Here is a 24,866-nt window from a genome sequence, read left to right as displayed (position 1 = left end):
CGATCTGCTGCACACAGTATACTAAATCGGGAGTCGCGTTCCCTCCATATTGATTCAAGGGACCTGCAGTGCAGACACATCCGTCGGAAGCTCACTGGCTACATCACTGGCTATTGACCGGCACAATAGCTGCGCCATCGCCTGGGACAACTGGACATTGCTCCAATCCCCCATTTCCGTAAACCATTTAGGTACCCAGTTAACCGCACCAAAAATCGAAAAAATTGCCAACTTGGGATCGCAGGGAATAATGCTTCCGTCATTGATCCCCTCTCTCACCATGTCCCTGAGGGCATGCTCATACTGATCGCGTTGTTTTACAATCTCGGCCCTATCCTCGTCCAGCAGAGCGTGTTCTTCGGTAAGAATCACGCACCGGCTAAGCTCTCCCAACGCCACTTCAAGGTATCTCTGGATAGAAAACTGTAGCTTTTCCAAACCGGTACGACCGCTTTGCTGAGCGATTTCAAGGCTTTCAAAAGCGACTCGCAAGGCTTCCTTGAAAGCCTCAAAAAGCAGCGCGTGTTTACTGGGAAAATAATGGTAAAGCGCCGCTTTCGTGACACCCATGCTATTCGCTATGTCCTCCAGGGAAGTGGCATAAAATCCCTTTTGGTTAAAAGCTGAAACCGCTTCCCGCAACAAGGCCTCACTCTTCATTTTATGAAGGTGATTCCGAGTTGGCACGGTGTTCTTCCACCTTGCCATCACCGTCCCCCTTTCCAAGAATTCAATTGATGATCCGGGCTCCCTAGAAGAGCCCTGCCACTAATATGGCCCGCCATGATAAATCATTTGTCCTTCCCCAAATACAACTCGGTCAAGGTGCCCTCAAATGCTTCAGAGGCAAACGCAAACGTCTCAGACAGCGTAGGATGCGCATGTATCGTCAATGCGACATCCCCAGGCTCGCACCCCATTTCGATTGCCAGAGCGGCTTCGGCAATAAGCTCGCCCGCGTGAGAACCAACCATACCGACACCCAGGATCGCATGCGTCTGGGCATCGGTTACAATTTTGGTCAGTCCGTCGCCACTGTTCATGGTGAGAGCCCGACCACTGGCCATCCATGGAAAAGACGCGACTTCCACTGCAAGCCCCCTACTGTTGGCCTCTTCCTCAGTCAGCCCCACCCAGGCCACTTCAGGGTCGGTATAAGCAACCGATGGAATCACCTTGGCGTCATTTATTGCCCCCATGCCAGCAGCCACCTCCCCCGCAACCTTAGCCTCGTATGTAGCTTTATGGGCCAGCATGGGATTGCCGACAACATCTCCAATCGCAAAAATGTGGGGGACATTGGTCCGCTGATGCTGATCAACCGCAATAAAGCCATGCTCATTAACGCTCACACCGGCTTTATCTGCATCAATAAGGCCGCCATTCGGCTGGCGCCCTACGGCTACCAAAATTCGGTCATAGACCTCTGTTTTGGTGCCATCAGCACTTTCAAAAAGCACTTTAAGACCCGACGGCAAGGCCTCTACCCCGGTTACGCGGGTACCAGTCAAAACCGATTCGTAACGTTTGGCTATACGTCTTTCGAGGGGCCGAACCAAATCCCGGTCGCACCCAGGGATCAGTCCGTCTGTGACTTCAACAACCGTTACGGACGAACCGAGGCCAGAGTATACGGTCGCCATTTCAAGGCCGATTATACCACCACCAATCACCAGCAAGCGTTCAGGGATCTCTTCAAGGGCTAACGCACCTGTAGAATCCATTATCCTGGAATCAGCCGGCAGGAAAGGCAGCGTTGCCGGTCGCGACCCTACAGCAATAATGGCCTTGTCGAAGCGAACCACTGTCGAGCCAGCCTCCAGAGAATGCGCCCCCGTAAAGCGTCCTTCTCCAGTTATCACCCTTACCTTGCGCCGACGCGCCAGGCCCGACAGGCCATCGGACAGCTTCTTAACTGTGCCGTCTTTCCAACTACGCAACTGTTCAAGGTTAATATCCGGCGAAGCAAACTCAACTCCCCGGTTGCCCAAAGCTCGCGCCTCCTCCATGACAGCAACGGAGTGCAGCAATGCCTTGGAGGGAATACAACCCACATTCAGACAGACACCGCCGAGGGATTCACGTTTTTCCACCAAAACCACGGAAAGCCCGAGATCTGCTGCCCTGAAAGCCGCTGTATATCCCCCCGGGCCACCACCAAGTACAACAAGATCCGCTTCAAGCTCATCACTTACTTCTTTACTCATGACATTCCCCCAAACGAAGCCCGCTCACAGAGCATCCATCGAACACCGGGCATAGGCTCATCCCGTCGTACCAAGGTAGGCGCTGGACAGATCAGCCACACCATCATTGAGCTGTTTCCGGTCACCATCAAAGACCACCTGGCCATGCTTGAGGACATAACCATAATCCGCCACCTTCAAGGCCAGAGTCGCCATCTGTTCTGACAGCAGCACTACCCGGTTTCCCTCCGCGCTATAGGCTTTGATGTATTCGAAAATCTGCGTGACGATAATTGGAGCTAGCCCGAGGGAAGGCTCGTCAAGTAATACAACCGGCGGCTCATGCTGAGTTGCCATCGACAAAATCAACATCTGTTGCTGCCCTCCAGAAAGAGTGCCGGCCTTTGCCCGACGCCTCTCAGCCAGCACAGGAAAATTGGAATAGACCTTTTCCAGGGCTTGTTTGAAGCTCCCTGGAGGTTTCCGGAAATGCCATGCCGTGACCAGGTTTTCCTCTACCGTATGCTGGTGCAGAATCCGCCGCCCCTCCATGGCATGGGCCACACCCACCCGTGCTCGCTCATGAGGCTTTAAGCGAGTGATATCCCTTCCATTGACCAGAATCTGCCCACTCGTGGCAGGAGTCACCCCCGATATGGCGCGCATCAAAGATGATTTCCCCGCACCATTGGCACCAATCAAGGCCGTTATATGCCCTGACCTGGCTGATAGCGATACATCCCGAACTGCCTCGATGGCGCCATAGCTTACCTGTAGATTTCGCACTTCAAGCATTTTCGGTTTCCTCCGCTCCCAGGTAGGCTTCGATGACCGCAGGGTCCGTACGCATACCGTCCATATCGCCCCGGTATATCTCCTCTCCTGCCTCAAAGACCACCACCTCATCTACCAGGCCAGCCAGAAAATCCATGTGGTGGTCGATGACGATCACGGCAACACCATGACGCTGAGCCAATCGAATCAATCCCACCAGCTGTTCCGCTTCAGCCTCGGACAAGCCAGCAGCAGGTTCATCCAGAAGTAAGAGTTCCGGATCCGATGCCAAAGCACGAGCAACCTCCGCCAGTCTCTGAGTACCGTATGGCAAATCTCCAATGACCTTATCTCCAGAATCGGACAGGCCGGCAGCACCCAGTAACGCCTCCACCCGAGCAAGTTCCCGGGACTCCTCAACTTTTGCCCATTTGGCATTGACTGCGGCCGACAATGCATTGTGTCGATATAGCCGATTGGCCCCCATCAACACGTTCTCCCGGACGGTAAAGGCGGGGACATTACGAGGATCCTGGAAGGTACGCGAAACGCCCGCCTGCGCAATCACATGTGATGGCAGTCCTGAAATGTTTCGGCCTTGAAAATAGATTTTCCCGTGGGTCGGGGCATATATGCCGCTGATCACATTCACCAACGTGCTTTTCCCCGAACCATTGGGTCCCACCAACGCCATTACACTGCCACGGCGAAGTTCAAGTGATACCCCAGCCAGCGCTCTCAGACCGGAGAATTCCATCACTACATCTTCCACCCTAAGCAGGGGATCAAAGGCGGGGGTCCGCATAGTCAACGCCGCATTTGCATCCGTAGTCAGCTTCAGCTGATCACGCTTGCTAAATCGGGTATGCACATTGAACAGCCCGGCCAATCCCTTGGGCAGCAGGGTGAACGTGAGTAAAAGCACCAAGCCATACACGATATACTGATAGTCATTGAATGCCTGTAGTTTTTGCGGCAGATACGTAAAAAGCACAGCCCCCAGCACAGGACCAACAAGCGATCCCAACCCACCCACGATGGTCATGACGAGAATCTCCACCGAACGCATCATCGTAAAGCTCTCGGGCGTCAGGTACCCCACAAGGAAGGCATAAAAACCACCGGCAAGCCCGGCAATACAACCTGATAACGCGTAAGCAAAGCGTTTGGTAGCGCCCTGGGATATACCCAACGACCCAGCAGAAAGTTCAGAGACATGCACTGCATAAAAGGCACGCCCAAAATGGCTTTTTACAAAATTGCGAAGCATCCACATCACTACCAGAACTGCAAACAGAAGCCCCCAGAAATACTCTACGGTGCCTAATTCAATGCCAAACAGTTCCAATGTACCAATCTGTGCAGAGGGTATGCCCCGCATACCCATTACTCCGCCAGTCACACCGCGCCATTCCCGAAGCAGCTCATATACAATCAGACCGAAAGCCAACGACATCATGGCAAGATAAAACTCTCTCACCCTTCCGGCAGGAATAGAGAGCAGATACCCCACCGCCGTGCCCATCAGGCTCGAGAACGCAACTGCCAGTGGCAGAGGAACGCCCCAGTTCGTCATGGCGATTGCACTCGTATAGGCCCCGATTGCAAAGAAACCTGCGTGGCCAAGTGAGATCTGTCCGGCAATCCCTGTTAACAGGTTTACACTCTGCGCCAGCAGAACGTTAATGGCGGCGAAGCACCACATCTGAACAGTGCCAGCGTCTGAAAATGGAGCAGCAACAGCCATAGCAAGCATCAGGACTATCAATACATAGGCATTGGAGATTACGCCCTGAAGTTTATTCAGCATCGATTTCATACTTTGACAGCCTCCGGTTTGCCAAACAGTCCTTGGGGCCGAATCGTCAATACACCGACGAGCAGGATAAACGCCACGATCTCGGCTGCTGCAGGCGACCAATACCCCCCCACTAGCTTTTCAAGCACACCGAGAAGCAAGCCTCCAACCAACGATCCAAAAGCGCTGCCCATTCCGCCAACAACTGTTGCGACAAATGCCAGGATCAGGAGATGCATACCGAAGCCGGGATCAACCGTGCCGGAAACCTGGGAAACCAGAATACCGGCTACACCTGCTAGCAGACCGCTAACCATAAATGAGGCGAGAACAACCCGACGTACCGGAATGCCAAGCAATGCAGCGAATTCGTTATCATGAGCGACTGCACGTACTGCATATCCCCATGTTGACCGGCGAAGGAAAAGTTCCATCAGAACAACGATCAGAACACTGATTACAAAGACGGCTATATACTGCACAGAGATGTAAGCACCGAGGAACTGCACAGTATCAGCACTTGAGAACAACACGTCCGGAAAGGCAACGGCCTGTGTTCCAAAGCGCCAACTGGCCAGACCCTGAAGAAGGATGCCGGCACCTAACGTAGACACGATCCAGCCCATTGAGCCTGTCGCCTTGGCCAGCGGACGCACCGCCAAGGCTTCAATGAGAATCAGAATAAAAGCCGCCGTCAGCAGAGCAACTGCCACCGCGAAAATGACATGCGTACCTGATGCAATCAGTACCGCAGTGACCATCGCCCCAACCATTAGTACCGCTCCCTGGCCAAAGTTGAGCACTCGAGTGGTCCAGAAAGTCAGGTTCAAGCCCAAGCCAACCAAGGCGTATACCGCCCCGACACTCAGCCCCGATGCCAGCATCTGTATAAAAAAGTCCATGCCTAGCTCTCCGAATAGCAGTAACCAACCTGTGCACTGGGCCGCCTGGGCAGCCCAGTGCTCTGTTTACTCGGTCACGGGCTCCAAGTGCATATTGGAGCCCTGTTTCACGTACTCGAAGACTTTGATGGAATCGGGGTCGATGCCGTGGTGGCGCCCCTCGGAGAAGCTATAAACAGCATTCACCCCTTCATAATCCAGAATGGATTCAATGCCATTGATAATAGCCTCAGGCTCCGTCGATTCCGCCCTACGGATCCCCTCAAAGAGTATGTTTGCTGCGTCATAAGCGTTGGACACGGAGATAGCCATAAACAGCTGCGGGGACTGCGGATCGTTACCCCACCAGCGGTCAGTACCATATTTGTCCTTATAGGCCTGGGCAAAATCAGCCGTCGCCTCACGCATGGGTTTGGAGAAGGCACCGATCATCGTTCCGAGAGTACCGACGGTCAGGTCACCTGCACCTTCCTGGTAGGGCTGCCCAAGAGCTCCATTAGAGGCAAGAAGTGGTACATCAACGGCCAAGCGAGCCATGGTTCTACGCAGAACTGCCAAATCCGTCCCCAGACCGATGGCAGAAATTACATCGACATTGTCCCGTTTAAGGCGTGCCACCTGGGCCGTCATATCCTGAGCACCCTGGTTATAGGAATATACGGCCACGGGCTCATCGGCCCCGTTTTTATCCAACGACGCTGCAAGCTGATCAGCGCCAGTTACCCCATAAGCGGTACTTTCATGGATGACACCAACCCGTTCAAAGTTATCAGCCAGGTATTGACCCATCGCGACAGCTTCAACGTCATTCTGCAACGCAAAAGAGAATATATTTCCCCTGGGATTTTCCCCCGTGGTGCCATCTGGGTAAGTAATCACCGGAGTCTGAGCAATGGGGTTCATATAGGGTCGACCATCGGCCTCAACCATATCCATTACAGCCAGGGTTGGGCCGCTACCCGCCGGACCAATAATTCCAACGATCTCTTCGTTATCAAGAATACGCCGCATATTCTGAACTGCCCGATCGGGGTTCAACTGATCATCCAGAAGTTCAGCAACCTCAATTTCTCTACCATTGATGCCACCTTGTGCATTCCATTGTTCCACGGCCAGTTCTACCGCGCGCCGGTTGCCCTCCCCAAATTCGTTGTATGGTCCCGTCAGGGCGGAAGTCATACCGATTTTAATAGTGTCTTCGGCCAAAACCGTTGTTGTTGAAAAAAGTGCAGCTACAAATGATATCGCTGTAAGGGTTTTAGTTTTTGTCATGTTTTTCTCCTTCATTTATTTGTACTTATTGTCAGCATGCCACCCGAATGGTGAGCACTTTCCACTGAGTTAGCCGGCTTTCTGTATATTTTTAAACGCGGCAAACACATCATTAAGATCAGCGTAAGGCAGTTCGTTGGTGAATTTTTCCAGACGATCATAGGCAGCCGGAGGCACACCGGTTTCCTCTCCGATACGACGAACCAGTTCCGATACCTGCTTTCTGTCGTAGGCATACTCGGTGTGATCCACACGCCGATCGATGCAGATTGATTCTCCTTCCACATCCGCTTCAATGCGGCAGGACAGCAGCCCCATGTCAGGATCCGCCAAGGGCTTGACCCTTGGAATCAGGTGGCTGACCCCTGGATCGTCAAAATGACCCATCCGCGCAATCGTTGGAGTGCCATATAAGAGCGTGGTGGCGACACAAAACTGAATACTCATCAGGGTGCCGGAAACACTATGGAAAGGCCCCTCAGTATCCATGCCTGCGTAGCCAACAACGGTTGGGTTGAGATAAACCCGAACCGCCTCAATCCGGCGGCCATCCAAGCGGTCACGCAATTCAATAGCAGCGCTAACCGGTGTCTGGTTCAGAGCGCATACAGGGTGGGGTTTGAAGGTTACTTTAAGAACCGACCAGTCCTTGCCCAGCTTTTCGGCAATGGCATCCACATCAGGCGCCTGACGGACAAACGCCTGTATAAAGCCACTTCGCCCCTCAAAAGCATTTACCGCCGAAACGGACCCCGCTCGTGCCAGCCAGGCGGAAGCAAGCCCATTCCTGCCAGCCATGCCAACCTGGTAACGCCACTCATCCGTGCCGTCACCAAATGACTGAAGGATACCGCCGGTAAAACTCGCCGCATTCGCCAGGGCGGAAGTCGTCTGCTCTACAGAAAGATTCCAGAGCCGGGACACCGCGGCCGCTGCAGCTACGCTACCGTATAACGGCGAAGCCCTAAGGCCGGCGGCTGTCGTTATCGGGGAATAGGCGCTCTCCAGCGCGCCGCCTATCTCATAGCCGGCAATCAACGCTGGGAGGAAGTCCTCTATGACGCCATTACCTTCCTCCAGCAGGCCGGTTAGCAATGGCAGCAGAACGGCACCAAAATGGGCCACGCCGCATGTATCTTCCTGGGCTCGTCCATGAAAGAGTGCTGCATTGGCAAGCGTCGCGCCGGCTGTCGTAGTTCTGCGACCGTCACTGAGCAACGTTGCCCCGCATTCACGTTCACCATCCATGGCCAACACAGCCTTACCCGCTACGGGCGCAAACGCTGTCGTATGTGACCCCAAGGCAATCCCATAACCATTAAGAACGCAGGTCCGCGCCTTGTTGATAACCTCCTCGGGAATGTGTTCAAGTCGAAGGCCTTTTATAAAATGAGCAAAGTGTTGAGCAAGAGTCATTGTTATTGTTCCCCCGTTTCATTTCCCCGGGACCGCTCCTGCAAATCTTCCCGTAGCCTACGCTTCAGAATCTTCCCGGATGGATTGCGCGGAAGCTGTTCGAAGATATGCAGTTCCCGCGGTACTTTGAAACCAGCCAGTTGGGCCCGACAGTGATCCCTTAATTGTTCATAGGTAAGGTCTGCGTCGGGGTTGGGAACAACAGCTGCAACAATGCGCTCACCCCATTCCACGTCTGGCACCCCAATCACCGCCGCTTCAGCAACCTGATCCAACTCATAGATAACACCTTCAACTTCGCAAGAGGCCACGTTCTCCGCTCCAGTCAGGATCATGTCCTTGGCACGGTCAGTGATGAACAGAAAGCCTTCGTCATCCAGCACTCCGATGTCCCCAGTGCGCAACCAGTCGTCGAAAAAACTCTCGGCCGTTTTGTCTGGAGCATTCCAGTATCCCTTGGTCACCTTTGGCCCACGCACACAGATTTCGCCCTGAGTGTTTGGCGGCAGCGTCATCCCCTTGCTATCAACGATCCGGATTTCCACGTGAGCCAGCGCTCTCCCGACAGAGCCGATCTTGTCGAACTCCCGGCCCGGCTCCATTAACGTGTCACCACTACAGGTCTCGGTCATACCAAAGCCATCGATAAACCGACCATCACTGAATACCCGCGTAAAATCCCGAATACGGACTTCCGGAGTTTTTTCGCCGCCAGCTATACACCACTGAAAGGAACTGAGATCAAAACGGCCCGGGTTATCGGTAGCCAATACACGCGAGAGCATGACCGGCGCCATCCAGCCACAGGTGATTTTGTGTCGTTCAATTGAGGCAAGGACCTGCTCGGGATCAAAATCCCGATGCAACACCAGGGAGCCACCCACCAACATCACAGCCATACCTGGCAGATCAAAGGCTCCCACATGGTAGAGCGGCCCAACCACGAGCAGGCGCTGATCACAGGTCAGTGATAAAGCAATAATGTGGTCGAACGATTTCCAGTAAAAGTTACCGTAGGTGTGCATAACCCCCTTCGGGCGGGATGTTGTTCCGGAGGTATACATCAATCGCATCAGATCATTTTCGCTACGCTGCACCGGGTAGGGTGCTGGAAGATCATCTGGCACCAAATGTCGGGAATCACCCTGAGCGACCGCACCCACAATGATCTTCATAAATCCCAGGGTTTTCAGCCTGGCAAACTCTTCGTCCATGAAAAGCAGCTTGGCCCCTGCATCCTTGAGAATATGCTCAGCTTCACCAGCCGCCAGCCGAAAATTAATCGGCAGGAAAACCGCTCCGACGTAGCTAATCGCCAGAGCGATCTCCACAAATGCGGGGCTGTTCTTCATAAACATGGCGACTACATCGTTTTGCCCTATACCCTTTGCATGGAGCAAGGAGGCCATTCGGGTAACCCGGTGGTAGAGCTCTCCGTAACTAATAACCTCATCGTCATAGATGATTGCCACGCGGTCAGGCGCCCGTTTCGCGTGGTAGGAAACTGAAGCAGTTAGGTTAAGCATCGTAATCCTCTCCTCCGGCTTACTGACGTCGGGACAGCCCCCGCCAGGAATGTCAGCCTAGTAGGACTTGGGCATACCCAGGTCGTGAGTGGCGATAAAGTTAAGGATCATTTCCTCGGAGATTGGAGCAAACTTGAACAGGCGTGCATCACGCCATAACCGCTCAACGTGGAACTCCTTGGCATACCCCATTCCTCCCATCGCCTGCATGCTGCGTTCAATGGCATGGGTAGCAGCCTGTGAGCCAATCAGCTTTGCGGTATTTGCCTCACTGGCATAGGGATGGCCAGCGTCGTATAGCGCGGCTGCGTGAAGGTTCATCAGCCGGGCGCACTTCAGCTCGGCATGCGACTGAGCCAACGGGAACTGCAATCCCTGGTATGCAGATATCGGTCGACCTCCAAAGACCTTCCGGTCATTGGCGTACTGTATCGCAAGCCGCTCCGCCAACCTGCCGGCTCCCACCATGCAGGCGGTGGTTACAACACGTTCCGTGTTGAGCACATGTAGGAGTTCCTTGAAACCATTATCCAATGTTCCAATCAGCTCATCCGATCTGATAAAAACATCATCAAAAAACACTGAACAGGCGCTAAGGGTACGTGTACCAACCTTATCTATCGGGGTATAACTAAGGCCTTCACGGTCCACGTCAATCACGAACATTGAGATGCCCTGGGTAGGCCTTTCCACCTCTTCAGCTTTTCTGGTTCGGGCGACAACCAGCATTTTCTGGGCAGCATCAACCGCCGTAATCCAAATCTTGCGACCGTTAAGACGCCACCCGTCCCCTTCAGGCGAAGCAAAGGTTTTCATCGCCAGAGTATTCGTTCCCGCGTCGGGTTCTGTGAGCGCCATGCAGAAATTCAGACGACCATCAGCAAGAGCCGGCAACAACTCATTCTGCATAGCTGGGCTACCAAATTTGGAGACAGATACCCCGCCAAAAATCGGGTTGATCATAAACATCTGCCCGACCGTAGCTCCAGCACCGCTGGCGGCCAGCTCTTCAATGATCAGAGCCATCTCCAACATGCCAAGGTTGGAGCCACCAAACTCCACCGGCAGGCTTGCGCCTGCCAGCCCCGCATCACAGATCGCCTGCCAGCACTCCGTCGGGAATTCTTTCTTTTCGTCCTTTTCAGCCCAATACTCCAGACCAAACTCTGAGCCCACCTTGCGCGCGGTCTCGATAATCATTTGTTGTTCTTCGGTCAGTGAAAAATCCATTATTTTTGCCTCTATTCATTACACGCCGCGAAGCAGTCGATATGGGTCCTGCAATAATTCGATGACCCGATTGAGGAAACGCAACCCACTGGCACCGTCATGCAGACGGTGATCACCTGCCAGAACCACACCCATCTCCCGGTGCAATACTGGGGTACCATCCGTTGCCGGCCGGAAAAGCTCACGCACGCTTCCTATTCCGAGAATGGCGGACTGTGGCGGGTTAATGATTGGCGTCATGTAGGTGACATTGAACATGCCCGCATTCGATATCGTGATTGCTCCGCCCTGAAGATCGTCTCTGGTTGCCTGGCCTTCACGAGTGCGGTCAACCAAATCAGTGGCACGGAGGGCGATATCATCCAGGGAACAACTATCCAGATCGCGCAGTACCGGAGCCATTAGCCCTTTTTCCGTGGACACCGCGACACCGACATCCACACTCTGAAACTGGACAATGTCCCCGTTATCCCATATCCGGTTTTGCTCCGGCATCGCACGCAGAGCTGAGGCAACGGCTGCGATAATAAAATGGTTGATGGTCAGTTTGGGGGCATCGTCATTATCGTTAAGGCGTTCCCGCAAGCCCATCAGCTCCGTCACTTCAACCTCAGTTGCAAGGTAAAAATGGGGCACGGTCTGCTTGGCTTCGACCATCCGCCGGGCCATCGTCTGGACAACGCCCCCTGCCGGTGTGCGCTCGGCAGCCTGTTCAAGGAAAGCAGACCTCGCCTGATCACTCCGACTCACCACAGCTCGCACATCCTCGGCCTTAATTCGGCCTCTGGGGCCGGACCCCGTAATGCCAACCATGTCCACACCATGCTCATGGGCCAGTCGACGTGCCAGAGGTGTTGCAACCACCCGCACAGAGGAGGAGACCACGCCCTGCGGCTCAGGCATCGATTCAGAGATATCAGCAGACTTTGCCGCGTGCTTCTCTTTCGAGGACATGGAGGCCCCATCAGCCGGAGCACCCCCCTCATCGGGCTGGTCAGTAGTAAACCCTTGCCCTGGCCCGGTCCAACGGGCAACGACGGCCCCCACAGAAACCGTTTCCCCTTCCTGGACCAGGAGTTCACCAATGGTTCCACCCGCTTGGGCCGACACCTCTGTGGCCACTTTATCGGTCTCGACGATAAAAATGACATCGCCTTCACTGACTGCGTCTCCCGGGCTCACACACCATTCAGACAGGAGGCCTTCGGTCATCGTCAGGCCAAGCTTAGGCATCAGCAGATCGTTGAGCTCACTCATAACTTAGCGTCCGATGAAGTTTGCTTTGCGCTTCTCCAGGAAGGCACCGATGCCCTCATGGGCATCTCTGGAGTCAAACACCAAACTGACCATCGCCTGCTCGTGAGCGAGGGCCCCGGCCAAAGGCATATCAGCTCCATCCCGCAAAGTTCGCTTAAGGAGTTTCAGGACGAGCGGTGATTTCTTCGCGATGGTTTCCGCAAGGGACATCGCCTCATCCATCAGTTGTTCTTTGGGCACGACACGGTTTGCCAGGCCAACCCGGACAGCCTCTTCGGCAGTCATTCGCTCTCCGGAAAACATCATTTCCTTAGCCCTACACAGAGGAATCTGTCGGATAATTCTCTGGCTCCCACCTGCGCCCGGGAAAAGGCCAAGATTGATTTCCGGCAGAGCCAACATTGCGTGATCCGCGAGCAAACGAATATCAAGAGACAGCAACAACTCGGTTCCCCCTCCCAAGGCCCAGCCATTGACTGCGCAGATGGTTGGTTTGTCAGAAACCTCAAAACGCCTGAAGATCCGATGTATATCTTCAGCAAACTCCTGATAGTGAGCGATCCCCTGACGTTCATTCATCTCCGCCAGATCGCCGCCGGCCACAAAACTTTTTTCCCCGGCCCCCGTCAGGACAATGACCCGCACCTGCTCATTGGACTCCAGCTCAGTCAAGGCCTTCTCCAGGGCCAATAAAGTTCGGGAATCAAGCGCGTTGTGGACCTCAGGACGATTAATGGTAATCAACCCGACAAGTCCACGAACTTCAGTAAGGACAATTTGGTCAGCCATGATTTGACTCCTTTTCAGGCGCAAAGGTTGCGTGCCGCGGCGACGATATCGTCGGCACCTGGTTGATATTGCTGCTCAAGACTCGGAGCAAAAGGAACAGGGACGAACGGGGCACCAAGACGGGAAATCGGCGCATCCAGCTCGTCGAAGCCAATATCGCCCATACGCGCCGCAATTTCGGCGCCAACCCCAAAGGCCTCGACAGCCTCATGAACAATTAGCAGCCGATGGGTCTTCCTAAGCGATGCCAATACTGCACTCTCGTCCCATGGCTGAATGCTGCGCAGGTCGAGTACATCCGCTTCGATGCCACTATCGGCCAGAATTTCGGCTGCCCGCTTCACCGTATGGACCGTAGCGCCATAGGTAACAATGGACAGATCCTCCCCTTTCCGAACCTGAAGAGCCTTGCCAATTTCTATCGAAGCAGCCTCTTCCGGGACCTCTCCTTTCATGGCGTAGAGGGCCTTGTTCTCGACGAAAATCACTGGATCGGGGTCCGTGATTGCTGACTTGAGGAGGCCATAAGCATCAGCCGGGTTGCTGGGGCAAAGCACTTTCAAGCCGGGAATATGGGCAAACCAGGCTTCAAGACACTGTGAGTGCTGAGGCCCTGCGTTAATGCCGCCACCATGGGGTGTTCGCACCACCATTGGCACACTCGTCTGCCCACCAAACATGTAACGGGCCTTGGCCGCCTGGTTAACAACCGCATCCATGGTCAAGGTCATAAAATCCATGAACATAATTTCCAATACAGGCCTCAGTCCGGTAAGCGCCGCACCAACTGCTGCATTAGCCATGGTGGCCTCCGAAATTGGTGTATCGCGTATCCGGTCCTCACCAAACCGGGACGCCAATCCACGGGTTACCCCAAACGGGCCACCGGCATCAGCCACGTCTTCACCAAATACGAAAACCGTCGAATCCTCTTCCATGCACTCCGCAAGTGCACGATTAATCGCATGGGCATACCGCAACTCAGCCATATCAAACAGCTCCAACCTGGGTGTAAACATCATTGCGCGCGCGCTCCCACTCCGGGGAATTACCAGCACGGGCCTTTTCAACCGCTGCTTCTATTGCCGCATCCACATCTGCTCGAATGCTTTCCAGCACATTGGCCTCAATGCCCTTCTCCACCAATGCCGCTTCGAATCTTGGAATAGGGTCATGGTCCTCAAGGCCTTCAAGTTCCTCACTCGGACGATATTTCTGAGGATCACCCTCATAGTGCCCCCGCCACCGATGGGTCATGCACTCCAATACCTGAGGCCCGCCACCCGCTCGAATGCCATCAACACACTTAGCCACCGCGCTCTGAACCGCCATCACATCGTTACCGTCTGCCTTTGCATGGGGTATGTCGAAGGCTGCCGCGAGCTTATCGAGCGGTGCGATAAACTGCTTATGCGTTGGTGAGAATTCTGCCCAGCCGTTGTTCTCACAAAGGAACAACAACGGAAGCTGCCAGAGAGCCGCCAGATTCAAGCTTTCATGAAATACTCCCTCGGCCATCGCTCCATCACCAAAAAAGGCCACTGCCACGGAATCGGTCTTCCGAAGCTGATGGGCCAAAGCGCTCCCCAAGGCGATAGGAATCGACGCCCCAACAATCGCATTAGCACCCAACATTCCGAGACTCAGATTGGCCACATGCATGGAGCCTCCACGTCCTCTGCAGATGCCTTCCTCCCTGGCCATAAGCTCGGCAAAAAAGTCATCAATGGCGATGCCTTTCGACAGAGCATGACCGTGGCCTCTATGGGTTGAGGCAACCGTGTCATCACTACGCAATACACTACCCGCACCGGCGGCAACGGCCTCCTGCCCCAGACTCAGATGGATAAAGCCAGGGACCTCGCCATCGGCAAACAGACGACTCAAGCGCAACTCGACCATGCGAATGGTCACCATCTGTCGGTACATATCGAGCAGCTCATCATTCATCTGGTGGCTCACCTTCCCCCCTCCTGTAAACAGGCATTTTTTGTTGAACTGACACGGGCTGCCGCACAATCCTAACGAAAAGAAAAACAACTAACCCGTCGGTTAATTAACTTTATGTTCGGTTGATTTGCTTTGTCAAGCGTTTTTCAAGACAGATCCGGAGGCTTTACGGGCTTGGTTGACGGTCACTCACGGGGAAAGCAGAGAGAGGGCGGGGCAACGGGTTACGTTTTTCAAAGCATGTTTCCGGACGCAGTAACCCTATTGCGAGGGGACCAAGACCCGAAAGTTGCTTTTTTCCAGCTATCGTAGAAACTTCTGGATGTGTCGACACATCATCCATGACATGACCGAAACAAGAAGGAAACCGAAGTGACCAACAACGCCATCCTGATCATCATCCTGGGGAGCCTGGCCTTCTGGAGTACCACCGCCAGCAGCCAGAGTGTCTACAAATGGGTTGATGACAACGGCGTTGTTCACTTCGGGGCGCAACCGCCCGCCGTCAATTCTGGCGGGGAAGAAGACAAGGTAGAACTGATCGATGAAGATTCCCGGAAAAGCAGGCTCGAACGCCTCGCCGGCAGCTGGTGGGGACGGAGCCCGGACGGCGCCACGATCAACCTGCGGTTTTACCCGGGAGGTGAGTTCTGGCACGAAGAACACCGCCCCGACAGCCGGCAGTTCAGGACACGCGTAAAGGGGCGCTACCAACTCAGCAACGATGCCCTCACCCTGGACTACGGCAACTCCAACCGCTATGAGGCCAGGTTCAACGAGCCACAGGAGTACATCGTCTCCCGGCTGGACGACCAAACCCTGAAGCTGACCCGGCAGGGCCAGCAACTCTCGCTCAAACGTCTTCAGCCCACCCGGGTCACGCCCCTGTCCAGCGATCTTTACGGCAAGTGGTTTAACACCGAAAACCGGACCCGTATTTACGAGTTCGGCCATGGCCGTTTCAAGCTGCTGACCCACAATGGCCCGCGTCGCTACAAGACCCGAGCCGAAGGAAACTGGCACTGGCAGGACCCGGTCATGTCACTGGAGGTGATCGTCGACTATACCCGGGAGCGTTATTACACCGGCGATACCTACGAGTGGCGCATCCTCGACAGACGCCCGGAATCGATCACCCTGAGGCGGACAAGCGACGGTCGCGAAATCAAGCTGCAGAGGCTCGACGCCCTCTAGGGCACGGCCATTAGTAGACTGTCTTGTCGATAAAGTCTGCTTCATTGAGGGACGTCGCCATGCACTCGGTCAGCCACATCTGTTGCTGATCGATGTGTCTGCAGGCCACCTTCACGTCCTTGGCTTCGTTGGTGAACGTCATCTCCCCGGACTCGGACAGTGATGCAATGACTATGTCCGGGTTATTCTCCTCCAGGCGCCCCATAATGTACCAGGCCGGGTTGAACCGCTCCCGGTCCAGATCGGACCGGACCCGCTTGGCCAGCTCCACCACCCTGTCATCATTCATAATTGACCGGGCGACCCGCTGCTGCTCCAGAAAGACCTTCGTATCTTTCTGGTACTCCCGCTGGGCCTCAACAGCCTGAACCTGACTCTCAGAAGGCATCATGTAGTATGCGAACGCCAGCAATACGCCGGCGCCCATGATCATCCTAACCATCCAGTTTCTCCTTGATTGCAAAGTACACTTTCTTCAGGTCGCGTAGCCTCTGCTCGATCTCGTTCAGGCTGTCGTAACGGTCCAGGCATTGCACCATGTCCCGCGCTTCCTCTCCCACATACAGGGTCTTGTCTTTATCGGAATAGCAACCGTCTTTGCTTTTCTCCATGGCGACACGGCGCTTTTCCAGTGTCTCGTATTCGCGCCGGATCTGATCAATCCGGTTGCTGTGCTGCTGCAATTCGTTGGTGTAATACTGGGCCTTGCAGCGAAGCACATCCCGCCGTTCGGTATCGCTTTCCGCGCCCACAAGCTGCTCAAACCGGTCCTTTTCCTCAATCAGGAAATAGATGGTGTTCTCAACGTCATAGGACTTGATCTTGTACAGCTTCTCGCCGGCACAGTAGGTTTCGCCATCCTTTTCACGGGGGAAATACTTGCGCGACAGCCCCGTCATCACCTCCGAGTCTTTCGCCGTCACTATCGCTTTGGGCGGCGGCGTTTGGGAATAATGCACCTGCCCCTGTGCATCCACCCATTTGTAGACCTTCGCCTGCACCGTGCCTGTTTCCAGCAGCAGAACAGAGATCAGGGTGAACAGAAACAAACGCCCCCGCGGGGCCTGTAACTTGGACATGCTTTTCTACTATGCAGGTGAGGGCTGGATGGAAAGCCAGAAAACATGAGTATTACACAGGCTTAACCTATGCAGGGAGAGAATATTGATCAAGCGGAAACGCTGAAATACTACAATTGTTTACAGTTTGTGCACTATCCAGGCAGCGACAAGACGTGTCGACGCACCCGCATAGGTGCGTCGACAACAGCCATTTATTGACTTCAATTGGTGCCAGTGAACTGGATAATGTTGCTCGGAAACTTCCGGGACCCAACCTCCCTGGAAAATTCGTTCGCCACTTTCAGCACGGTTTTGCTGACGTAAGCATACTGCTTCGAGAATGGCGGCCAGTAATCACCAAGGCCCAACGCATCATTGATGACCAGGACCTGCCCATCACAATCCGGGCCCGCGCCAATACCAATAGTGGGAATCGACAAAGCCTTGGTAATCTCGCCTGCCAGTGAATAAGGGATATGTTCAAGCACCACCATGAACGCCCCCGCATCTTCAATGGCCTGGGCGTCATTCAGGATTCTCGTCGCTTCCTCGCTGGACCGGCCAACCTGCTTGAAGTTTTTGGCCGTCTGAGGAAGCAGACCCGTATGGCCTACCACTGGAATATTGTGCTCCACCAGGTGCCGGATAACCTGCACATTGGCGCCTTCGAGTTTCACGCTATCTGCACCGGCCCGGATAAGCCGCTGAGCGTTGGTCAATGCGGTTTCCGGATCAACATCGGTACCGTATGGGAGGTCACCGATTATATGGGTTTCCTTGGCGCCACGGCGCACAGCGCCTATGTGATATTCCATGTGCTCAATGGTGACATCTCGGGTGCTATCAAAGCCCATCTCAACCATTCCGACCGTATCGCCAACAAGAATCACCGGAACCTCGGCTTCTTCGATGCTTCTGGCAACGGGACAGTTATAGGCGGTCAGCATAGGGATAGGCCTGGCGCCTTTCATCACGACAAAATCCTGCGGGTTCAGTTTCATCCCTGTTCTCCTCCTGTAATGGAATAGATCGCATGATCTACATGTTTCCCTACTGTGTTTTCATAAGGTTAGCAGGCTTTCTTTTGTTTGCAGCGGGGTTTTGCGAACGCGTTCGTATAACTCCCGGGTTGGTAGGCGTGGGTGCTGGTCAGGTTTCACCCCGGCAACCCGATATTGTACCGGCGGCGGCTGGCTGCAATAATCCTCCTTCTATTCCTTTCACACGCCGGGCAACGGTTACGTGAGCAGAATGTTTGGTAACTCCGCCGGCATGGCGAGCCAATCCACAGTCAACACGCACGGGTAGTCGCTATGCTGCTGATGATCGACAACTACGATTCCTTTACCTACAACGTGGTCCAGTACCTGGCGGAGCTGGGTGCGGATGTACAGGTGCATCGGAACGATGAAATCACCGTTGAAGAAATTGAGGCACTGAAGCCGGAACGGCTGGTGGTGTCCCCAGGCCCCTGTACGCCCAACGAGGCCGGCATTTCCATGGAGGCGATTCGCCACTTTGCCGGTAAGCTGCCGATTCTGGGCATCTGCCTGGGGCACCAGGCCATTGGCCAGGTGTTTGGCGGCGATGTGATTCGCGCCGGCCAGGTGATGCACGGCAAGGTATCGGCGGTGTACCACAGCGACAGCGGCGTGTTCCGCAGCCTGGACAACCCGCTTCAGGCCACCCGCTACCACAGCCTGGTGATTGACAAGACCACCCTGCCGGACTGCTTGGAAGTCACCGCCTGGACCCGCCAGTCCGACGGCTCGGTGGAGGAGATCATGGGGGTTCGCCACAAAACGCTGCCCATTGAAGGCGTGCAGTTCCACCCCGAATCCATCATGACCGGGCAGGGTCACGAACTGCTGCGCAATTTCCTGAGAATGTAAGAGGCCGACACATGGACATGAAACAAGCGCTCAACCGCATTGCCTCCAACCTGGACCTGTCCCGGGAGGAAATGAAGGAGGTCATGCGCATCGTGATGAACGGTGAGGCCACGGATGCCCAGATCGGCGCCTTCCTGATGGGGTTGCGCCTGAAGAGCGAAACCATTGATGAAATTACCGGCGCCACCGAGGTGATGCGGGAGCTGGCCACTGGCGTCACGGTGGATGCCAGCCCGATGGTGGACATCGTAGGCACCGGCGGCGATGGCGCCAATCTGTTCAATGTGTCGTCTGCGGCCGCTTTCGTGGTGGCCGCCGCCGGCGGGTTTGTCGCCAAGCACGGCAACCGGGGTGTGTCGTCCAAGAGCGGCAGCGCGGATCTGATCGAGAAGGCCGGCATCAACCTGGACATGAAGCCGGAGGAAGTCGCCCGCTGCGTTGCCGAGATCGGTGTCGGTTTCATGTTTGCCCCGGCCCACCATGGCGCCATGAAGAATGCCATCGGTCCGCGCAAGGAACTGGGCTGCCGTACGCTTTTCAACATTCTGGGCCCGATGACCAACCCGGCGGGCGTTACCCGCCAGTTGATCGGCGTGTTCACCAAAGAGCTCTGCTACCCGATGGCGGAAGTGCTGCATCGGCTGGGCGCCGAGCACATCATGGTGGTGCATTCCAAGGATGGCCTGGATGAAATCAGCCTGGCGTCTGCCACTCACGTGGCGGAACTGAAAGACGGGAAGATCACCGAATACGACATCACCCCCGAAGACCTGGGCATCAAGAGCCAGTCACTGGTGGGGCTGTCTGTGGATTCCTCCGAGGAATCCCTGGCGCTGATCCGTGCCGCCTTCGGCCGCACCCATGACGAAATCACCGAGAAGGCACGCGACATGATCGCCCTGAATGCCGGCGCCGCTATCTATGTATCCGGCCTGGCCGACACCGCGAAGGAAGGGGTGGATATGGCGCTGGACGCCATGGGCTCAGGCCTGGCCGCCGGCAAGATGTCGGAACTGGCCGATTTCTCGCACTGCTTCTGAGGCCAAGGCATGACCGACAGACATCTGGATAAAACGCCCACCATCCTGCGCCGGATTGTTGAGCGCAAATGGGAAGAGATTGAGGAGCGCCAGCGTGACCTTTCCCTGGCGGACCTGAAGGCCATGGCCGGCGATCAGCCCGCCGCCCGTGGTTTTGCAGACGCCATGCGCCAGCGCATCGAGCAACAGACACCGGCGGTGATTGCGGAGATCAAGAAGGCCTCTCCCAGCCGGGGCGTGATCCGCGATCCGTTTGTGCCCGAGCAGATTGCCACCAGTTACGAACACGGTGGCGCCGCCTGCCTGTCGGTTCTGACCGACCACGACTTTTTCCAGGGCCACGAGGACTACCTGAAAGCAGCCCGCGAGGCCTGCGCCCTGCCTGTAATCCGCAAGGATTTCATGGTCTCGCCCTACCAGGTGTATGAAAGCCGGGCCATCGGGGCGGACTGTATCCTGCTGATTGCCGCCTGCCTGAGCCGCCACCAGATGCAGGAGCTGGAGGGCATCGCCCATGAGATCGGGCTGGATGTGCTGGTGGAAGTCCACAATGGCGAGGAACTGGACGACGCGCTGACGCTCTCCACCCCGCTGGTGGGTATCAACAACCGGGACCTGCACACCTTCGACGTCTCGCTGGACACCACCTACAACCTGCACCAGCGCATTGGCGATGACCGTCTGACCATCACCGAAAGCGGCATCATGACCATTGCCGATGTGCAGGCCATGGCCAGCCGGGGCATTCACGGGTTTCTGGTGGGCGAGTCGTTCATGCGCGCACCGGAACCCGGCGAAAAACTGCGGGAGCTGTTCTTTCCGGAGGCCTGATCAGGCCTCCGGATCCGCCAGCGCCTCCTGCAGCAGTTCCAGCAGATGGGCCGGCATGCCCTCCGCCAGCTTCAGCGCCGCCTCGTGGCCACGAGGGGTCATCTTGCCCCAGGTGCGGCGAACGATGCGTAGCCACTTTTCCCGGTCGTACTCGGCTTTCTCCTCGTAGAACCGGGCGAAGTACCGCTCCAGGAACACCATGCAGGCCACGTCTTCGAGTAGCTGGGTATCCGGGTCCTGGCGCAGTTCCCGTTTGGTCAGAATGGTCTGGACCCGCTCATACTCTTCCGCCGGATACCCGCACTGGGCCATGATCGCAGCCGCTCGCCGGCCGTGCATACGCCCGCAGGCCTGGCGCCACAGGTAGTAGTTCTTGCGGCCCTCGCCAAAGTCGCTGCGCGGAATAGTCCAGCGCTCGATATGCTGGGCCCGGCAGGCAATCTGCATGCGTTCGGACGGGCTGGCTTCCAGGGCAAACAGCCAGCGTGTCATATGCAGGCTGTAGGCGTATTCCCGTGGCAGGGTCTCGCTGTCCACCTGCTCGGTGTTCGGGTCTGCCCGGTTGGCCTGGTCGATGCGATCGAGCGCGCAACTCAGCCGGTCCTGGTCGGTCATGGGGTATCCTTCTTCAGTTATTGGGTCAGGCGCCCGCCGACGGCCGGGCCTTGATGCGATCAAACCAGGCCTGAAGACTGGCCTGTTCCGGCGCGATGCGGATTTTCACTACCCGGGCAAAGGCCAGGGTGGTAAAGGCATTAATATCGGCGGCGGTCAGTGTATCACCGCAGATGTATTCACGGCCTTCCAGGTGCTTATCCAGAAACGCCATGAAATCCAGCACCTGCTTGCCGCACTCGTCGCCCCATTCCTTGATTGGGTTCATGCGGTCCTTGAAGTAGCCGGTGGTGTGCTGGAAACACATGCCGGTGGGCAGGAAGAAATAGAAGTCGATCCAGCGCAGCCACTGTTCCACCAGGGCTTTGTGTTCCGGGTTCTCACCCAGCAGTTTCGGGGTATCCGGGTAGGCTTCCTCAAAATAACGGCAAATGGCCATGGTCTCGGCGATGCAGGTGCCGTTATCCAGCTCCATCACCGGGACTTTTTTCATGGGGTTGCGGGCGATGAACTCGGGCGTGAGGTTCTCGCCTTTCTCGATGTCCACTTCCACAAACTCAGCTTCTTCAAGCAGGCCTTTCTCGGCCATGAACATGCGGACCCGGCGGGGATTGGGGGCGGTCTTGGTTTCGAAGATTTTCATATTGTTGTTAGCTCCGTCAGGAAATTGAACCTGGAAGCTCTGAGGCTGCCGTTAACCGGTCACCGCGTCAAGCAGTCCTGGTCCGCCAGCCATTCCCGAAGCTGGCGGATACACCAGTCGGGGTCGTCCAGGGGCAGGTCATGGCCGGCACTGCCATGGCATGTCAGTGTCCAGCACCAGCGACGGGCCAGTTCGGCACTGCAGCGCCAGCTCACAATGCGGTCGGCTTCACTGGCCAGCAACAGGGCATCACTCATGGGGCGCTTCTTACGGGGTCGATAGCGGGCGGCCGCGAACAGTTGCCTCATGGCGTTAGCCCGGCTGACCGGCCGCTGGCGCTGGATGCTGTACCAGCGTTTATTGAGCGCCAGGGGAATATCGTTGTTGGAGGTCAGCCGCAGGATGTCGCCCTCCCGGTGGAAACATTCCCGCCGGGCCAGCAGCCGCAGCATCTTTGGCCAGGCGCCTGGCCGCATACGCCGCCAGAACGGACTGAAGCCGGTGCTGGTGTTGATCAGTACCAGTTGCTGCACCTCTCCCGGGTCTGCATGCTGGGCCCAGTCGATGGCCACCATGGCGCCCATGGACAGGGCGATCAGCCCCAGTGGCCTGGGAATATGCCGGACCTGCCCGGTCACCCGTTCGCGGATGCCGGCAATGCTGGCCGGGGATTCGTCCCGGAAACGGATACCGGTGCCGGGCAGATCCACGGTGTGAAACTGCTGGTCAGGAAACGCCTCGCGCAACTGCGTGGGGAAATGGCCCCAGTGGGCATGCTCACGGGTAAGCCCCCGCAGCAGAATCCAGTGCATATCAGTTGCGCTCCTGATACCAGTGCATGATGGCGGCCTGTCGCAGCAGGGGCTCGTCGGCCTCACCCGGCAGCCAGTTCCGGTGGTTGGCAGCCGCACGCACCAGAAAGTCCAGCCAGGGCAGATGACTGCGTAGAACCCGTTGTTGCCGGTGGGGCGCCAGCGGGTTGAAAAAGCCCTGCAGTCGCAACAACTGCCTCGGGCGTTTGCGTATCCAGCGCCAGGAGCCCATTTCCAGGGTCAGGGGCAGGAATACCCCCTGACTGGTCCGGTTCATCTGTTTATAAAAATAGTCCCAGAGGTCGCCGTGCGTCAGGTAATGGGCAGACTGGGGCTCAAACTGGTAGGTGTGATTGGGGTAGGCCTGCTCCCAGATCAGTTTGAGCGCCATAACCGAGCCGATACGGCGCATGGGCCGGCGGCGATAGGCGTAGGGAAACCAGATCTGGTCCTGCCAGCCAAAACCGGAGTGGCAGTCCAGCGCCAGGCTGAAGGGCCGGCCCGGCAGCACGTCCCGGATGACCGACTCCAGGGCCCGGTTTTCCGCCTCCATGCCCTGCTCCGGATCCCCGATGTACCAGGGCAGACGGGGTGAAAAACGCTGGCCACCCAGCAGGAAGGTGCTGCGGTCCTGGGCGGTGATGGGCGCATTACGCATGAGGTCCACGCCATTGGGGTTGGCGCGCTGGTTCAGGTACATGCCGCCCGGGTTGAGGATGGGCAGCAGGGTAATGTGCACCCGCTCCAGCAACTGGCCCAGGCCGTCATCCCAGCCCAGCCGGGCCAGAAAGGAAGCCAGCCAGGCAACCACTACCTGGCTGCCGATGCGTTCCAGGCCATGGACGCCACCCACCATCAGCACCACCGGCGCATCGGCGTTGGGTGAACCAATATCCACCCGGTAAATGGGGAGTTCCAGATCCTTGAGGGGGATACGGGAGACCACCGAACTGGTCACCCGTGCCGGCGCTTCCGCCAGCAGCCGTTCCAGTTCGATCATCTCCGGCAGGAAATTGCGCAGCAGGCGCTTCTGCCGGCTATCCCGGCGCGCCTGTTCGGCAGGAATCACGCTGTGGGGTGTCAGTGCTTTCAGTTCCGTCATACCAGACTCCTTGCCATGTCCAGATGACAGTCTGAAGACAGAGTGCTGCAGTCCTTTGACAGTCTGGCACCGACGCCCGTTTATTCAGACCGCTTCCGAGCCTTTGGGTACGGCGGTGATCGTCACACCTTCCGGCGTTTCCAGAACCAGCCGGCCATCGGCTTCGAGCTGGTACCGGTGCACATCTTCCAGCAGTTCCAGGAAGCGGTTTTCCTGGGCCATGGCCGGGTCCGGACACACCATGCGGGTCGCCGCCATCTGGGAAAATTCCAGGGTACCGCCCTGAACGTGCCAGCCACCGTTGTAGCGATTGCAGGAGGAGGAACCAAACACCCGGCCGTCTTCACTGAACCCAATGGTCACGGTGCTGCCTTCAGCCACCGGCTGATCACCGATGGCTTCAACCCGCCATTGGCTGCCGGCCAGGGTCTCGCTGCCGTCGCCCTCACGCTCCTGGCTGAGTGAGCAGCCCCAGAGTGACCCCGTCACCAGCAGCATGGCCATGATATTCTTTGCAAGACTCATATAAACCCCTGAAAATCCGTCACATACTGTTTCATTTTACGCCTCCCGTAT

General features: G+C 56.2%; 25 protein-coding genes. 4 read left to right on the top strand and 21 right to left on the bottom strand.

Annotated elements, in window-relative coordinates:
* Positions 1–54: 54 nt before the first annotated feature.
* The 13 genes from HNR38_RS01175 to HNR38_RS01115 form a co-directional block, all read right to left on the bottom strand.
* The gene (locus tag HNR38_RS01175) at positions 55–660 is read right to left on the bottom strand and encodes a TetR/AcrR family transcriptional regulator (protein ID WP_221275609.1); all 606 of its coding nucleotides are present in this window, start codon (positions 658–660) and stop codon (positions 55–57) included.
* A gap of 131 nt (positions 661–791) precedes the next feature.
* Positions 792–2,207 (bottom strand): dihydrolipoyl dehydrogenase, encoded by a 1,416-nt coding sequence (gene lpdA, locus HNR38_RS01170; RefSeq protein ID WP_183698926.1) that lies wholly within the window; start codon positions 2,205–2,207, stop codon positions 792–794.
* A 57-nt stretch (positions 2,208–2,264) separates the two neighbouring features.
* Positions 2,265–2,981 (bottom strand): ABC transporter ATP-binding protein, encoded by a 717-nt coding sequence (locus HNR38_RS01165; RefSeq protein WP_183698924.1) that lies wholly within the window; start codon positions 2,979–2,981, stop codon positions 2,265–2,267.
* On the bottom strand, positions 2,974–4,779 hold the full coding sequence (locus HNR38_RS01160; RefSeq protein WP_183698922.1) for a branched-chain amino acid ABC transporter ATP-binding protein/permease: 1,806 nt from the start codon (positions 4,777–4,779) through the stop codon (positions 2,974–2,976). The genes HNR38_RS01165 and HNR38_RS01160 overlap by 8 nt, the downstream gene beginning before the upstream one ends.
* The gene (locus tag HNR38_RS01155) at positions 4,776–5,660 is read right to left on the bottom strand and encodes a branched-chain amino acid ABC transporter permease (protein WP_183698920.1); all 885 of its coding nucleotides are present in this window, start codon (positions 5,658–5,660) and stop codon (positions 4,776–4,778) included. Before HNR38_RS01155 ends, HNR38_RS01160 begins: the two co-directional genes overlap by 4 nt.
* A 66-nt stretch (positions 5,661–5,726) precedes the next feature.
* Positions 5,727–6,932: an ABC transporter substrate-binding protein gene (locus tag HNR38_RS01150; RefSeq protein WP_183698918.1), complete on the bottom strand. Its 1,206-nt coding sequence runs from the start codon at positions 6,930–6,932 to the stop codon at positions 5,727–5,729.
* A gap of 69 nt (positions 6,933–7,001) precedes the next feature.
* A complete protein-coding gene (locus HNR38_RS01145) occupies positions 7,002–8,348 on the bottom strand; it encodes an MmgE/PrpD family protein (RefSeq protein ID WP_183698916.1) in 1,347 nt (448 codons plus the stop codon).
* Positions 8,349–8,350: 2 nt separating this feature from the next.
* Complete coding sequence (locus HNR38_RS01140) at positions 8,351–9,874, bottom strand: long-chain-fatty-acid--CoA ligase (protein WP_183698914.1); 1,524 nt, start codon at positions 9,872–9,874, stop codon at positions 8,351–8,353.
* A 57-nt stretch (positions 9,875–9,931) separates the two neighbouring features.
* A complete protein-coding gene (locus HNR38_RS01135; protein ID WP_183698912.1) occupies positions 9,932–11,104 on the bottom strand; it encodes an acyl-CoA dehydrogenase family protein in 1,173 nt (390 codons plus the stop codon).
* Between the two features lie 18 nt (positions 11,105–11,122).
* Positions 11,123–12,361, bottom strand: coding sequence for a dihydrolipoamide acetyltransferase family protein (locus HNR38_RS01130; RefSeq protein WP_183698909.1), 1,239 nt, complete (start codon positions 12,359–12,361; stop codon positions 11,123–11,125).
* A 3-nt stretch (positions 12,362–12,364) separates the two neighbouring features.
* Positions 12,365–13,150, bottom strand: coding sequence for an enoyl-CoA hydratase/isomerase family protein (locus tag HNR38_RS01125; RefSeq protein WP_183698908.1), 786 nt, complete (start codon positions 13,148–13,150; stop codon positions 12,365–12,367).
* Positions 13,151–13,164: 14 nt separating this feature from the next.
* The gene (locus tag HNR38_RS01120; protein ID WP_183699697.1) at positions 13,165–14,139 is read right to left on the bottom strand and encodes an alpha-ketoacid dehydrogenase subunit beta; all 975 of its coding nucleotides are present in this window, start codon (positions 14,137–14,139) and stop codon (positions 13,165–13,167) included.
* 1 nt (position 14,140) lies between these two features.
* Complete coding sequence (locus tag HNR38_RS01115; RefSeq protein ID WP_183698906.1) at positions 14,141–15,100, bottom strand: thiamine pyrophosphate-dependent dehydrogenase E1 component subunit alpha; 960 nt, start codon at positions 15,098–15,100, stop codon at positions 14,141–14,143.
* A gap of 372 nt (positions 15,101–15,472) precedes the next feature.
* Here HNR38_RS01115 and HNR38_RS01110 point away from each other — a divergent pair, with 372 nt between their 5' ends.
* Positions 15,473–16,294: a DUF4124 domain-containing protein gene (locus HNR38_RS01110; RefSeq protein WP_221275608.1), complete on the top strand. Its 822-nt coding sequence runs from the start codon at positions 15,473–15,475 to the stop codon at positions 16,292–16,294.
* Positions 16,295–16,304: 10 nt separating this feature from the next.
* Here HNR38_RS01110 and HNR38_RS01105 read toward each other — a convergent pair whose 3' ends face one another.
* The 3 genes from HNR38_RS01105 to panB all read right to left on the bottom strand — a co-directional run bounded on the left by HNR38_RS01105 (position 16,305) and on the right by panB (position 18,356).
* Positions 16,305–16,736: a hypothetical protein gene (locus HNR38_RS01105; protein ID WP_183698904.1), complete on the bottom strand. Its 432-nt coding sequence runs from the start codon at positions 16,734–16,736 to the stop codon at positions 16,305–16,307.
* Positions 16,729–17,373 (bottom strand): DUF4124 domain-containing protein, encoded by a 645-nt coding sequence (locus HNR38_RS01100; protein ID WP_246362263.1) that lies wholly within the window; start codon positions 17,371–17,373, stop codon positions 16,729–16,731. The genes HNR38_RS01105 and HNR38_RS01100 overlap by 8 nt, the downstream gene beginning before the upstream one ends.
* A 203-nt stretch (positions 17,374–17,576) precedes the next feature.
* Positions 17,577–18,356 carry a 3-methyl-2-oxobutanoate hydroxymethyltransferase gene (gene panB, locus HNR38_RS01095; RefSeq protein WP_183698902.1) on the bottom strand — a complete coding sequence of 260 codons (780 nt, stop codon included), beginning with the start codon at positions 18,354–18,356 and terminating at the stop codon, positions 17,577–17,579.
* A 312-nt stretch (positions 18,357–18,668) separates the two neighbouring features.
* Here panB and HNR38_RS01090 point away from each other — a divergent pair, with 312 nt between their 5' ends.
* The 3 genes from HNR38_RS01090 to trpC are packed head-to-tail and all read left to right on the top strand — an operon-like array spanning position 18,669 to position 21,118.
* Positions 18,669–19,247: an aminodeoxychorismate/anthranilate synthase component II gene (locus HNR38_RS01090; protein WP_183698900.1), complete on the top strand. Its 579-nt coding sequence runs from the start codon at positions 18,669–18,671 to the stop codon at positions 19,245–19,247.
* 11 nt (positions 19,248–19,258) lie between these two features.
* Positions 19,259–20,287 (top strand): anthranilate phosphoribosyltransferase, encoded by a 1,029-nt coding sequence (gene trpD, locus HNR38_RS01085; protein WP_183698899.1) that lies wholly within the window; start codon positions 19,259–19,261, stop codon positions 20,285–20,287.
* Between the two features lie 9 nt (positions 20,288–20,296).
* Complete coding sequence (gene trpC, locus HNR38_RS01080) at positions 20,297–21,118, top strand: indole-3-glycerol phosphate synthase TrpC (protein ID WP_183698897.1); 822 nt, start codon at positions 20,297–20,299, stop codon at positions 21,116–21,118.
* Here the strand turns inward: trpC and HNR38_RS01075 are convergent, their stop codons facing one another.
* The 5 genes from HNR38_RS01075 to HNR38_RS01055 all read right to left on the bottom strand — a co-directional run bounded on the left by HNR38_RS01075 (position 21,119) and on the right by HNR38_RS01055 (position 24,815).
* On the bottom strand, positions 21,119–21,733 hold the full coding sequence (locus tag HNR38_RS01075) for a DUF4202 domain-containing protein (RefSeq protein WP_183698895.1): 615 nt from the start codon (positions 21,731–21,733) through the stop codon (positions 21,119–21,121).
* 25 nt (positions 21,734–21,758) lie between these two features.
* Complete coding sequence (locus HNR38_RS01070; RefSeq protein ID WP_183698893.1) at positions 21,759–22,376, bottom strand: glutathione S-transferase family protein; 618 nt, start codon at positions 22,374–22,376, stop codon at positions 21,759–21,761.
* A gap of 59 nt (positions 22,377–22,435) precedes the next feature.
* Positions 22,436–23,188 (bottom strand): alpha/beta fold hydrolase, encoded by a 753-nt coding sequence (locus HNR38_RS01065; RefSeq protein WP_183698891.1) that lies wholly within the window; start codon positions 23,186–23,188, stop codon positions 22,436–22,438.
* Between the two features lies 1 nt (position 23,189).
* Complete coding sequence (locus HNR38_RS01060; RefSeq protein WP_183698889.1) at positions 23,190–24,290, bottom strand: M14 family zinc carboxypeptidase; 1,101 nt, start codon at positions 24,288–24,290, stop codon at positions 23,190–23,192.
* A gap of 84 nt (positions 24,291–24,374) precedes the next feature.
* On the bottom strand, positions 24,375–24,815 hold the full coding sequence (locus HNR38_RS01055) for an META domain-containing protein (protein WP_183698887.1): 441 nt from the start codon (positions 24,813–24,815) through the stop codon (positions 24,375–24,377).
* Positions 24,816–24,866: the final 51 nt, after the last annotated feature.

This window comes from Marinobacter oulmenensis (assembly GCF_014201735.1).
Taxonomy (GTDB): domain Bacteria; phylum Pseudomonadota; class Gammaproteobacteria; order Pseudomonadales; family Oleiphilaceae; genus Marinobacter; species Marinobacter oulmenensis.
The sequence above is the reverse complement of the archived record's forward strand: the minus strand, read 5'-3'. Positions and strand labels throughout refer to the sequence as shown.